A 14,302-nucleotide genomic window follows, 5' to 3' on the forward strand; every position below is an offset into this window, starting at 1 on the left:
TGCCGTCAGGATCACGCATTGAAATTGGGTTGTTGCCTACATACGCATATGTGCTTGTAGAAGTATAGGCTTCTGCCAGCTGATCTATGCCGTACCATTTGCCTGTTTCCGGCATATACTGTCGCCAGCCATAATCCAGCCAGCCCGTTTCTTTTTGTAATTCTTTCCCGTTATACTTATAATTGTAGGCAGGATTGCCAGCCAAAACATTATACCCTTCATGCTTCATCCCAAAGGGATAGTAGTTGTTTTCTTCAAGAACTTCTGCTCCATTCCCATTGCTGAAATAGCTTAAGCGTACATTTCCTAAATGGTCTTTGTAATTGTAAATATACTTATTATCCTGAAAACTGTAATATCCTTCTGCGGTAGGCACAAATTTCAGTGTGTACGGCGTTACATTCTGCACTTCTTCATACTGGAAACCATCCAGATAATCCGTCGTTTTTTTTCTGTATACAGAATTTTCACTGTATCTATGCTCCTTTCTATGCTTTGTGCCGTCTGCTTTATAAAAATAATAGGTGTTTTCATTCTGCCAAAGTCCCCGGGTATAATACATCTTATCAAACATCATATAATCCGGAAGGTTCAGGAAATTGTAATTAATCTGCAAAATACCTTTGTCCTGATGGGCGGTCATATTCCCGTTATTATCATAGGTAATGGTTTTTCCCGAAGTATCAGGATAACCTTTATAGTTATAAGAGGCATCCGCAACGGAAACAAGCCGGTTGCCGGTATAGGAATAGCTGAGATTATCTATCATTTCCGCCATTCCTGCCGTACTTTTTCCATTCCTCTGCAATGCTGTGATATTCCCGTTCTGATCATAGTTTAAAGCTTCATTAAAGAAATTGTTTTGTGGTACGGATGAACCGGGCTCCGAATAAATTCCTTTTTTCATCCGGTTGAGTGCGTCATATTGGTAATCATACCTTCTCAGTACCTGATCATTGGATGTTTTCCAATCTATTTCCGAAATCCCCCCATTATATTTTGCCGGAGCCTGGGCCGGATTTGCCGGGGTATTATACTTAATCTCATACCCAAAAAGTTTTCCGTTCAGATTGGCAGGATCATTGATTTTGGTAAGCCATCCCCTGATATTGTACGTATAATCTATATTTTGAAGAGGTGTGCTTCCATTTGTACCTCCTATTTTTTTGGTGATAATCTGAGAAAGCTCGTTATAGGTATTCTGAGACAGGATTTCTTCAGGGTTATTATCTACTTTATGTTTATGCACCAATAATCTGTTCTGATGATCATAGGAATAGGTTTGAGTAATTACTTTTTCCGCATCTGTATTCAGTCTTTTATGATATACTTTGGTTCGCTGGGCAATTCCTGCAAAATCAAGCTCAGATTCTGTTTTGGTATAGCCCCCAAGGTGATTGATACTGTAAGATCCTACGGTTCTTCCTTTCTGGTCATAATAAATATAGTTTTTTGTCCAGTTATCATCTTCAATATTTTTCACAAAACCCATCACGGGAAGCCCTTTACTGCTTTTACCATTAAGAGGAGTATCTTTTAAAACGGCAGCTCCCTGGATCGTCTGGGGAAAAGCAGGATTAAAGCTGTAAGCAGGATAGGTGTCATAATAATTCACGGATAACAAAGCGACCCATTTGGAAGCATGGGGATATGAAGTGGCAGGATCATAAAAGACATCCATTCCCTGCCTGTTGAAGACAACCGAACTGCTTATTTTCACATTATTGTTTATGATTCCATCAGCCAGTCCCTGCTCCGTATTTCTTTCTCCCCCGGAAGCTATTCCGGTAAAAGCCACTCTTCCCAACTGATCATATTTTACATACATCCACTGCCCTTTTTCCTTAAGGTTGGCATCCTGCGAAGCTACCAGTCTGTTCTGGTTATCATAGACCATGTACTCCCAGCCTTTTCCGGGAAGCTTTTTCTCTACCAGTCGGTTTCTGCTGTCATACTTATACTGATAACATATATTATCTACTGCTGCGGAATTCAAAGCTGCGGCTGATGCCAATGGCGGGATAATATAGGCAAGCTGCTTGTAATCATTGTATACGTAATAGGTATCTGCATTTTGGGCAGCATCCACTATTTTCCTTGAAAGCACGGTCTGCCCGGAGCCGTCTTTAAATTCAACCACTTTATTACCATCTTCATCGGTAACGGTATTTTTTACGAGCTGTCCGGCTGCATATTCTGCGACGGTATACTGTAATTCATTTCTGTAGAGTTTTCCCGCAGTATCCCAACCTGCTGTTACCTGGTATTTTTTTACATGGTCAGCAGCTGTATTGAGATCATAACCCAAAAGCACAGCCTTTCCGTTCCAGTCGTTCCCCGTCATTTTCTGCTGTAAAACCCTCTGTAACGGAGAGTTTTCAAGAACAGTCTCAGTATAGATCTTTTCTCCGGAATAGATATTGGTTACATCTGCAACAGGAAATGAAACCATTCCCGGAGTCTGTGAGTACATCCCTCCGTTAGATGTAGAGCTCTGGGGAACCGGGAGGTAACTTCTGGTCTTTCTTCCCTGGTCATCATAGACAATGGGAGTTACGATATCTCTTCCTAAAGGGGTTGCTTTCACATTCACGATCTGTCTGGGTCTTCCCAGAAGGTCAAAATACTGTACCGTTTCTGTTTTTTTGCTACAGTCTTCATTCATACAGTCTGTAGCCGATATAAAGTTTTCTGTTGTCGTTGTCTGGGCGTTTGAGAAGCCTAAGGACAAGAAACCGAATATAAGTGTTAGTTTTTTCATCTTAATTAAGATATTAGATGTTAAAAATTGGATGTACAAATTCTTATAGTAAAGTTTTCATACTTCATGATCAATGTCCGGTATTGTACTGGTATTTCTTCAGCAGCTTCCCGGTTTCATCTTCTATTTTTTCAAGCCTTCCTGCCGTATCATATTGATAAACCACACGGATTCCCGTAGGCGGAGTCGTCATTTTCATCCTTGCCTGGGAATCATATACATAAGTGGTGATCTGATAATCTTTAAGATTGGCATTGTTTCTGAACACATCCAAAGCATTTTGAAGATCCTGTTCTGAGACAACAACCGCATCAGATTTTGCTATAATATCTCCCAAATACGGAAGAACCTGATCATAAGCAGCTCCCTCTACTTTAGCAATAGGCTGTGTTTTATTATAGCCCCAGATCATCGAAACAGGAATTCCGTCCTTAGTAGTATACTGCTCCAGATTCCCCCTGATATCATATCTGTTGAAAGTAACTTCGGAAGATAAAAGATTCTGAGAATCATACGATCTGACTGAAGAGGGGTATTTATTTCCCGGATTGTCATACATGGTTTCTGTTCTTGCCATTACTTTTCCGGGATCAGAAGCGTGTTTCTTCAGTACGGAAGTTGTTTCTAAAGGCAGGCCAACCATATTGGAGCTTAGCAGCTTCTGATTATTTTTCTCCAGCGCATATTGATAAGCGGTCTCCTGAATACTGCCATCAAAAGAAGTAGTGCGCTCAAGATTAGGTTTATTGTTATGGGTATTTCTGAAGATCTCATTCTTCATCTCTATTGTTCCCGAATCAAAATAACTTTTAGAGGTCACTTTATTGTTCCTGATCCATGATGTTTTTACCTGTAATGAGAGCAAATTATAGAGCGGCCCGTCAAATTCTTCTATTGTATAATCATATGTATCCTCAGATATTTTTTGATCCGATGCATTATAAACTTCTTTTTTATCAAGGAGACCTTCACGGGTAAGATTGTAATGAGGCCAGAAATCTCCCTGTTGAGGATAAGCATCCGGTGCCTTAAAATAATATTTGGTATATCCCATATTATTGCCACTGGAAACTTTTACATTTTTATAAATCCTGGTATCTCCCACCGAAAATCCACTGGAAACCCCGGCATCATCGAACTTATTATATTCGTATTCTTCTATTTTCGCCGGTGCAGGAGGATTGGCAGCATCAATTGCAGAAGCGTTATAATATTTGATATTTTTAATCCTTGCAGGACCTGTCATCTGACGTTCTTTAATAGTGACCTGAGCAGCCGGACCGTCCCCTTCACGCCATATCTGAACAACAGCAGGATCACTTAGTGTAGTAGTTGGACATGACATATCATTACAATACAAATCAAGATAATACTCTCCAGGCTCAAATGTCCTGCTTTGCACATATTCAAAACCAGAGACAGGATCTATCGGTTCTCCTAAACTATGCGAAATCACATAGGTGCTTCCTTCTTTTTTCCAGAATTGGAGCGCCCATGGAAAAGCCGCTACCTGCCCGATCCCTGTAGCATCTATATCAAGAGTTTTAGTATCTGTTAAGGTAAAAGCATATTTTCTTTGCCCATTGGCCCTTGTAAATGAAATATCAGTAAGAAGTACTTTAGGAATAGGAAGGGTTTCTATTCTTTCAGTATCCCTCGTCGGAAAGCCAAAATTATATTCAATCATTCCGCGTGTTGGTAACTGAATTCTTTTCAGTTCAGAAATACCACTATTGATCATTTGATTATTTTGATCAGGATAGAATACATTCTCATAAGTAAATGCATATTTTCCAATGGCAGCTCCGCTCTGATCTACCTGGCTGAAAGAATTCAAATACCTTCGGAGTGCCGGAGACCCGCTTGCAGGCTTATAAGAATAATCGAACGTATATTTCTTAACAAAAGTATTATTTGCAGTCTTTAATACAATACTGGTAATGGCAAATATATCATTGTGCTCAGCATATTCTTCATTTCTATCATAGTTCATTTCTATAATTCCCCGCCCTTTAACTTCTATGCGGCTAAGTTTATTGGATTCTGCATCGATAATCTGATTTCCTGAACCGGGAGCATATTTCAGATCCCGTAAATAAATATACTTTACCAGTTCCTGACCATTTTCGTCAAGAACAGAGGAAAGGTAAAAAGCACTTCTGTATTTCTGATCGGCATATTGAGCTCCGGAAGGACGATCGAATTTCCATACCGTCATCTGGTTAATATCATAATCACTGAAAACATATTGAATTCCCGTTTCACTTGTTATCGTAAAGGAATTTAAAATAAGAGTGGCCTGATTGGCAGTGCGCTGATATTCTACTTTAGAGGTATAGGGGGTAAGCTTTACAACACTAAATGTATTATTGGCAATATCCCTGACTATCTTAAATTTTCCCGATTCTTCAGGAGTACTGAAATTATAAATATCATTAAATTCATTCTTGATATAATGACTATAGCTGCTATCATCAAAAGATTCATCAAAGTCTCCTACGATCTCCCGGGAGACAACACCTCCTCCAAAAAACGACCATCCTCGTCCTACTTCACTTACCCATTCATCATTGAGTGTATTACCCGCATGATAGCTAATTCCTAAATTGATGCTAACCGGCTTATTACCCGTTCCAAGGCTAACTAACGGATAAGAAATATCCGGTATTCCGGTCTGTATCGAAACAGGCATTGTAGTGTAAGTAGACAACCCTGCAGCAGAGGGTGTTGGCCGTGTAATTTCAATATTTGCACTTTGTCCGGTATATAATGTAAAATATAAAGTACATACCAGTAATAGCAATGTTTTTTTCATGATCTGTGTTTTTATTTCTTAATCAGTTTCGCATTCGCCGTTTTATTGGCATCCGTTTTTATCGTCACCAGATAAGCTCCCTGCACCAAAGCCTGGGTATTAATCTTAGTCACTTTATTCCTTGTTTTAATACTCTGAAGCTGTCTTCCACTCATATCATATAAGAGAATTTCTGCATCCTTAAAACTCTGTCCTGAGCCTGTCGAAGGATCGAAACCTATTTCCACATAAGCATAGTCTGAAACTGGGTTTGGATAGATCTTGATATCATATTTTTCAATCAGCTGATCAATCTGCTTGTCTCCAAGTTTTACAATCTTCCAGTTTTCTTTACCCAGTTCTTCAGCACTGGTTCCGGCCAAAACAATAGAACCGTCTCTGTTCAGCTTTAAATCAGAAAGCCTTTCTTCCTTTTTTCTGGATTCTCCTTTGACGTGTTTTCTCCACTGCTCATTTCCGTCTTGGTCAAGATAGAGCATCCAGAAGGTCTCATCATCGGTTTCTACTCTTCCTTCTGCCTGTGTATAACCTCCTAACAGAATGCCTTTAGACTTCCCGCTTCCATCTTCCTGCTTCCCGCTTATTACACTCATTCCCATCAGGATATCACGGTTTCCGAAACTGTAAGACTTTTGAAATTTCTCTTCGCCATTTTCCTTTAAAAAGATAAGCCAAAGGTCAGTTCCTTCTTCTATTCCGGCAGTTTTGTTTCCTGATCTTTCTGATCTGGATTCGCCACCAACGATAAATCCATTGGAAGTTAATGCCAGCGTTCTGATATGATCATCTCCTTTACCTCCAAAGTTCTTTTCCCATTCAATTTTTCCGTTTTTGTCCAGCTTTACAATCCAGTAATCGCCTTCACCGAAATTGTCGCTCTGCTTTGAGGTTGCAGATAACAGGTTATAGGTTGCAGGTTTATCAGTCGAAGTATTAGTGTTGATCTTTGATTGCTGATTATTCGTTTTAACAGATGAACTCCTCGAATAAATTCCTAATAGCGCTCCTCCGTCTTTCGTTGGAATCATCTTCTCTACTTCGTCTAACCCTTTTCCACCTAAAATCAATTGTGATAATTCTTTTCCGTCTTTGTCTAATCGGGTGACTAAAACATCTTTGGAACCATAGCCCTTTGATGAGTTTTGGACATTCCCTGTAACAAAGAATCCTAAATCAGTAGTTTGGATAACAGCTCTGGCTTCTTCATCGGAAAAACTTCCTAAGGTTTTCTGCCAAAGTTCGTCTCCAAATTCATTGATTCTGATCAGCCAAAAATCTGAACCTCCTTTGGAATCCTCTTTTTTGTCCAATCCTTTTCCTGAATAAGAAGTTCCTGCCAAAAGAAATCCGCCATCCTGCGTGGTAACAGTAGCAGACAGATAATCATGGTTTTGTCCTGAGAAATATTTTTTCCATACTTCCTGCCCCTGCTGGTTGAGTTTTACCAGATGGAAATCATAGCCTTTGTTTTGCTTTTGGCTGCTGGCTGCTGGCGATTGGCTTTTAGACTGTATAGAGCTTCCTGTGATCAAATACTGCTGATCAATGGTTGTTGTAACCTGACTTAGAAAATCCTGGGTAGAGGATTGTATGTCTTTCTGCCATACCACTTCCTGCGCAGATGCGCCCAATGCTGTGCATAGAATGAATGCACTGAGAGAGATTTTTTTCATTCCTGTGTTTATTTTAAGTTAACATTGTTATTATGATAGATCATGGTTAGATCCGGTTCTTTTTAATCCTTATCGTTTCTGAGAATCAGGTCCCTTACAGGATAAAGAATACTTCAAATATAATATTCTTTGATGCAAAAAATAGTGTATTTCACATGCATAAAAATTTATCTGAATTTGTACATACGAAATTGATTTTTAAATATTTAGAAATAATTGAAGAATATACACCGAATGGATGTAATCGAATAAAAATTTCATAGTTATTGTTTTTTAGCCATAATGGACCTGTTTATAAAAACCTGGCAAATTTAACATTTTTTAACATGATTATGTGAATATTGCTTTAACTTAATACAAAAATATTCTCTCAAAGCGACAGAACATGTCGTATTAGAAATACATTTTCGCCACTGTAAAAAAAATATAGTATTTAAACATGACTGTGTGATAAAAGTATCAATACATTGAAATATCAATATTTCCGGTATGAATTAACAGGTCGCTCCTACGGAGCTTTATGGGTTACGGGGATTTCATTTTTCTATTAACAGCAGATCCCGATGGCATCAGATTAATCTCCAATGGAAGCTAACGGTTACAGAACGCATTTGTTTTAAAATTATAGCACTGACGTAGCGACCTGCCAATTATGCGTTACATTGAAATGCTGAAAAAGGAAATCCAGCAGAAAGATACAGCAATAGAAGCTCTGAAAAAAAGAATTGAAGAGTTAGGAAAATAGCAAATCCTTCGACAGGCTCAGGATGACATCGCTAATACTAATTGTTTACAGAGGTAAGAAATCGGGTTTATAATTGGCTGAATTAGCCTATTAATTCTTTAGCCTGTGCCAGCGCTGCTTCCGTAATTTTACTTCCGGAAAGTAACTGGGCAATCTCGTTCAGTTTTTCTTCACTGCTCAAAGGAATAATAGTAGATTGTGTTCTGCCGGAAATATCCTGTTTCACCACTTTGTAATTATCATTTCCTTTGGCTGCGACCTGTGCAAGGTGGGAAATAACAATCAATTGCATATCTTCGGACATTTCGCGCATCAGATTTCCGATTTCTTCGGCTACTTTTCCTGAAACTCCGGTGTCTATTTCGTCAAGAATCAAGGTCGGAAGTTCATCGCTTTCTGCAATAATCTTCTTTACGGCAAGCATTACTCTTGATCTTTCTCCTCCGGAAATGGCCGTTTGGATCGGCTTTAAAGGGAAACCTGAATTGGCCTGAAACAACAGCTGGATATTTTCTTTTCCAAACGGGTTGAATTCATCTGCATCGTGTAATTCTATATCCACTTTTGCCTTTTCGAGACCTAACTTTTTAAGAAGTCCTTCTGCTTTTTTGATAAAAACAGGAACATTCTTATGTCTGTTCTTTGAAAGTTTTGCAGCAAGGCTCTGAAGTGTTTTTTCTTTCTGAGAAATATTTTCTTCAGTTTCTTCAATCTGTTCTTCTAATTCTGAAGCTCCTTTCTGGTCTCCAGCGAGCTGATTTCTGATCTCAATCAGTTCATTAAGATCTGAAACATTATGTTTAAGGAATAAGGCGTTGATTTTATTATTAAGATCGGTAAGGTAGACCAGGTTTTCAGGATTAATTTCCACCCTTTCTGCTTCATGTTCCAGTTCGGAAATGATGTCTTTAAGCTCTACAAAAGTGGTTTCCAGCCTTTCATCTAGTTCTGCGAAACTCGTAGAAACTTCGGAAATTTTTGACAGTTTGTTGGTCGCTTCGTTAAAGAATGACAGAATTCCTATTTCCTCCTGATGAAATCTTGATAGAATCTGGCCTACATTTTCGGAGATCATTCCCGCATTTTCCTGAATGGAAAGCTGGTTCTGAACATCTTCAAAATCAACATCATCAAGCTTCAGCTCTTCCAGTTCGTTGAGCAAAAATTCTTTATAATCGCTTTCTTTATTGGATTCCGAAAGCTGGGTCTTTAATTTTTTCAACAACAATTTCAGCGTTTGAAACTCAGAAAATTCCTGTTGGTACTCTTCAATGATTTTTTTATTTTCAGAAAGTCCGTCGATAATTTTAAACTGGTATTCTGAAGTAAAAAGATTGGATGTTTCAAATTGGGAATGAATATCGATCAGTTGTGAGGAAAGCTCTCTAAGAATATCCAGCGTTACCGGCACATCGTTGATAAATGCCCGCGATTTCCCTGAAGGAAGTATTTCTCTTCGGATAATAGTCTGAAGTTCGTAGTCCAGGTCGTTCTCTATAAAGAATTTTTTAAACTGGTTATTGAGGGAAAACTCGGTTTCCACCACACTTTTTTCTTCAGCTTTGGCGATTGATTTTACATCTGCTCTTTCACCTAAAATAAGCCTGAGAGCACCTAAGATGATCGATTTACCCGCCCCCGTTTCTCCGGTAATGACCTGTAAACCATTCTTCAATGATACTTCAAGGGTATCAATCAGGGCAAAGTTTTTAATGTAAATTCTCGAAAGCATTGATAATCCGGGTTATAATCCAATTTGAGTTTGAACTGTAAAAATAAGTTTTTTTTCCATTCTTCTCCGATTAAATTAAAGCATAATTAGCAGGCAGTGGTTGTTAGTGAAGGAACAAAATGTTTTTTTTGACTCTTGAATAATCAACCGCCCATCTTCAATGTATCCACCAATTTTTAGACCTTCCATTTATTCCACTTATTATCTATATTCTTCGGTGAGAGGATGATCATTGTTTGCTTAAGATCATTAAGAATCAACCCTCCATTATTCCCGGAATTGAAAATATTGAAAATTTCATCGCTTTTGGTATCCATGAAAAGATTAAAGAAGAATGCCTGCTGGAAGTTATTCTCGTACATTTTTAATTGCATCAGTGCATCGAAAATGACTTTTTTCCCGGCAGTCTGATCCTGGTTGAAAAGGTTATCCAGACCTGCTCTGTGATAGGTATAAATGGTGGAACGTAACTGATTCCAATTAGGGTTCATAATTTCGTTGATCAAAATAGAACGGCTTCTCGGCTCATTGATAGTGTTCCAGCCTTCATAGTTCCTGTTTTGGGAATTCTGTGCAATCTGCTGCGCTTTCGCATACCATTGTGATCCTCCCATAGACTGGAAGCTATCTGCATCCAGACCCAAAACAACATAAATATAGAAACTGATCACATCCGTAAGATTCTTGCCGGAGAACTGTCTTTCATTAAAAATAAGACTTTCATTCTCAATATATTCAAAGCCAAATCTCTGATCCTGAAGATTAATTAAAGGAGATTCGTAGGTTGTATTGTACACAGGTCTTACTGCCTGAATCACAATCGTTCCTTTGAATTTGTTAACATCTCTTTCCGAAATAACAATAGAAAAAGCACATTTTATTTTTTCAAAATTCTGAAGTCTTTTACCGGTCCAGCTGGTGTTATTGATAAAATCCCTGAGACTTTTCTCCAACGCTTTATAGGCCTGCTGGTTACTTCCTCCCAGCTGATTGGCGTTTACCTGCACCGTTGCCAGCAGCTCCTGAGAAAAACTTTGGGTGTATAGAAATAACAGAAAAAATAAACTTATAATTTTTTTCATTGTCTAATAAAAATTGAGAACGGAAATTTATTAAAATTATTTTAAAAGTTGAGTCTCAACAAAATTGAGAATATCTTTCGCTACATCATCCTTGGATTTCAGATTGAATTCTTTCTTCTCTGTTCTGGTAAATATTTTGATTTTATTGGTATCATTTTTAAAACCGGCTCCTTCATCACGCAGAGAATTCAGAACAATCATATCCAGGTTTTTCTTTTCCAGTTTTCCTTTGGCATTTTCTTCTTCATTTTGCGTTTCCAAGGCAAATCCTACCAAAAACTGATAGGTTTTCTTTTCACCCATTGTTTTAAGAATATCGGGATTTTTAACCAACTCTATCGTCAGGTTTTCATCGTTTTTCTTGATCTTCTCCTTAGCAACTTCTTTGGGAGCATAATCCGCTACTGCCGCACTGGCAATTCCGATGTCTATTGTATCGTAAAATTCAAATACTTTGGCCAGCATTTCTTTTGCTGAAGTCACTTTATGAACTTCAACATTCGGATTGTTTATAGTCTGAGAACTTGGACCGGAAATCAGGATTACTTTTGCCCCTCTTTTTGAAGCTTCTTCTGCCAGAGAAAATCCCATTTTTCCGGATGAATGGTTTCCGATGAATCTTACAGGATCTATCGCTTCGTAGGTAGGTCCTGCAGTAATTAAAACCGTTTTTCCTTCAAGGCTTCGGGATTGGATATCCGAATTAAAATAATGTTCAACAGCATTAAAAATTGTTGCCGGCTCTGCCATTCTTCCCTGCCCGATGAGTCCGCTGGCCAGCTCTCCGTTTTCCGCAGGAATAATAATATGTCCGAAGCATTCCGCCAGCTCCAGATTTTTTTGGGTAGAAGGGTGTGCATACATATCAAGGTCCATTGCAGGAGCAATGAATACCGGACATTTTGCAGACATATAGGTTGCAATAACGAGATTATCACACATCCCGTGAACCATTTTAGACAGCGTATTGGCCGTACATGGGGCAACAATCATAACATCCGCCCACAGAGCCATTTCCACATGGCTGTTCCATGTTCCGTTATCACTGTAAAAATCCGAATACACCGGTTTTTTGGATAATGTAGACAGACTTAGTTTCGTCACAAAGTTTTCTGCATCAGGAGTCATAATAACCTGTACTTCGGCACCTTTTTTCACAAAATCCCTGATCAGAAAGTGGATTTTATATGCCGCAATTCCTCCGGAGACAGCGATAAGTATTTTTTTACCGGAAACACTCATTAAGTTCTAATTTTTTGAAACACTAAAGTACTTATTTTTTCCCACACAATGAGGTTTTAAAACAACAAAGGTCATAAAAGAAGTGAATTCCTTTATGACCTTGATTTATTAAAATACAGAAGATTACTTTCTTTCTTCTGTTTTTCTGAAATAAACATCTCCGTTTAACCATTCTTCAATAGCAATTGAAGTTGGCTTTGGAAGCTTTTCGTAATGTTTAGAGATCTCAATTTGTTCTCTGTTTTCGAAAACCTCTTCTAATGTAGAATTGTGAACGGCAAATTCATCTAGTTTGTTGTGAAGTTCCGTACGGATCTCCGCATTGATCTGCTCTGCTCTCTTTCCCATGATAACAATAGCTTCATAGATTGAACCTACTTTATCTTCAATCTTATCTTTATCGTAAGTAATTGTATTTACTTCTGCTTTTGTATCTTTTACACTCATTTTGAGAAAATTATTTTTATTTTAAGATGGCAAATTTACGAATTATCTTTGAATTTTGAAAGTCGCTGCCGGCGGAGGTGTTTTAAGTGCTGCACTGTCCCTCTGTAACTGCATTGCTTTCTTTTCATTACTGATCTGATCTTTGATCTGCTGGTCAGCTTTATCCTTATCAGCCAGTTTTTCAGCTTCTTTTTTCTGTCTTGCTGTTAAAGCCGCCATTCTTGCTTCAGTTTGTTTTTTAACAACTGCGAAGTTTTGTTTTTCTTTTTCCAGTTTTTCTCTGAGATCTGTTGCCGTTTTAGAATATTCTGTATTTGGAAGCTCTTTCTCTACAAGCTTTGTATACGTAAGGGCGCTTTCAATACGTTCATCTTTAAGATTATAAACAGATTTCATCGCCAGTTCATAACGTGCTTTCATGATATAATCATAAATTTTTGAACGAAGTTTTGTACTTGGAAAATCTTCCAGCACATTATCAAATGCTACGTTTGCTGCTTTATACTCACCCATTTTGTAGTATTGTCTTGCATTTTCATAAGCTTTAAATTCCAGCTTATAAGACAATTCATCAATTAATTGGCTGATATTCTTAGATCTTTCAGAGTTGGGATAATTGTTCAGGAATTCCTGAAGCTCATTAATGGCCAATTCTGTACTCGACTGATCCAGGTTGTAGTCCATAGAACCTTCATAGTAACATAAAGCAGACATATATGCTGCTTCTTCTGCTCTCGGGTCTTTTGGAAAACTTACTGCAAAATTCTTAAACTGGTGTCCTGCCAGCTTATAACTTTTGTCGTAATAGTTGGCATAAGCTGTATTGAAACCTACGTTAGGAAAATCATCTGTTCCCGCCACAAGATTGGCAAGCCTGTCGTAAAGAGCCAATGCATTTTTCCATTTTTTCTTGGCAAAATTTTCATTAGCTGCCTTTAAGATAAATTCTTTATCAGCACTTCTCATTGCTCTCTCCTGCTGACTTACACAAGATGTAATCACCGCTACAGCAAAAAGACCTAAAATATATTTTTTCATATATAAAATTCAACAGTTTTCGGATTATACAGCCGATTTACTAATTTGCAAAAATATAACTTTTTTGCCAATAGATTTTTTTTTATGAATATTTAACGTAATTTTAGTCTGCAGCGTATCCCAAAATCGCAAAAACACTTAATAAAAGATTCATTCTCACCTTTTTCTCAGCTTCTTTGGCGTAAGTTTCCTCATTTTTGCTCGGAACATAGAGCTCATAGAAATTTTTATTCCTGATGACAAATAAAGTGGATCCGATAATCATGGTAAGAATATCTTCAGGTTTGGGTGTAAAAGTAAAAACTCCTGATGCAACACCTTTCTTAATGACTTCATCCAGTTTTTTCACGAATAGCTGATAGAAATCCAGCAGTTCATCTTTAAGATTCTCCGTATGACGAAGCTCCTGGGTTACAAAACCATGGAAATAATTATACTTGAAAAGCTGAGAAACGATATACTTGATCATTTCCCGCAGCTGCATTTCAGGTTTACCTTCTTTGATGGTATCCGCAAATTCTGAAAAATTCTCTCTTGTTTTCAATACTCTGTACTGATAGAGATAGGACATCATTTTCTCTTTAGAACCGAAGTAATAAGAGATCATGGCGACGTTGATATTCGCTTTAGAACAAATATCTCTTACAGAAGTTCCCTCATATCCTTTCTTCGCGATAAGCTCTTCTGCAATATCCAGTATGTGAATCTGTTTTTCTGTAAATTTTTTTTTCATGAAGTGTACTTTGAGTAAAGTTAAGAAATTTTTA

At 37.9% G+C, this 14,302-nt stretch carries 9 protein-coding genes; all 9 read right to left on the reverse strand.

Annotated features, from left to right (window positions below):
• Window positions 1-2,761 (reverse strand): DUF6443 domain-containing protein (locus LIV57_RS19935; RefSeq protein ID WP_227943999.1); only part of this gene is annotated, 2,761 nt, incomplete at its 3' end.
• A gap of 70 nt (window positions 2,762-2,831) precedes the next feature.
• A complete protein-coding gene (locus LIV57_RS19940; protein ID WP_227944000.1) occupies window positions 2,832-5,576 on the reverse strand; it encodes a hypothetical protein in 2,745 nt (914 codons plus the stop codon).
• A gap of 11 nt (window positions 5,577-5,587) precedes the next feature.
• Complete coding sequence (locus LIV57_RS19945; RefSeq protein ID WP_227944001.1) at window positions 5,588-7,249, reverse strand: T9SS type A sorting domain-containing protein; 1,662 nt, start codon at window positions 7,247-7,249, stop codon at window positions 5,588-5,590.
• An 827-nt stretch (window positions 7,250-8,076) separates the two neighbouring features.
• Entirely contained in the window at window positions 8,077-9,726 is a 1,650-nt protein-coding gene (locus LIV57_RS19950) for a DNA repair protein RecN (protein WP_227944002.1), read from the reverse strand.
• Between the two features lie 176 nt (window positions 9,727-9,902).
• Window positions 9,903-10,808 (reverse strand): DUF4835 family protein, encoded by a 906-nt coding sequence (locus LIV57_RS19955; RefSeq protein WP_227944003.1) that lies wholly within the window; start codon window positions 10,806-10,808, stop codon window positions 9,903-9,905.
• A 36-nt stretch (window positions 10,809-10,844) separates the two neighbouring features.
• Window positions 10,845-12,050, reverse strand: a complete 1,206-nt coding sequence (coaBC, locus tag LIV57_RS19960) for a bifunctional phosphopantothenoylcysteine decarboxylase/phosphopantothenate--cysteine ligase CoaBC (protein WP_227944004.1) — start codon at window positions 12,048-12,050, stop codon at window positions 10,845-10,847.
• A gap of 123 nt (window positions 12,051-12,173) precedes the next feature.
• On the reverse strand, window positions 12,174-12,497 hold the full coding sequence (locus tag LIV57_RS19965) for a DNA-directed RNA polymerase subunit omega (protein ID WP_029298198.1): 324 nt from the start codon (window positions 12,495-12,497) through the stop codon (window positions 12,174-12,176).
• Between the two features lie 42 nt (window positions 12,498-12,539).
• Window positions 12,540-13,535, reverse strand: coding sequence for an outer membrane protein assembly factor BamD (locus LIV57_RS19970; protein ID WP_110011530.1), 996 nt, complete (start codon window positions 13,533-13,535; stop codon window positions 12,540-12,542).
• 103 nt (window positions 13,536-13,638) lie between these two features.
• Window positions 13,639-14,268: a TetR/AcrR family transcriptional regulator gene (locus tag LIV57_RS19975; RefSeq protein WP_034692722.1), complete on the reverse strand. Its 630-nt coding sequence runs from the start codon at window positions 14,266-14,268 to the stop codon at window positions 13,639-13,641.
• Between the last annotated feature and the right edge of the window lie 34 nt (window positions 14,269-14,302).

Source organism: Chryseobacterium sp. X308 (assembly GCF_020733145.1).
Taxonomy (GTDB): domain Bacteria; phylum Bacteroidota; class Bacteroidia; order Flavobacteriales; family Weeksellaceae; genus Chryseobacterium; species Chryseobacterium cupriresistens.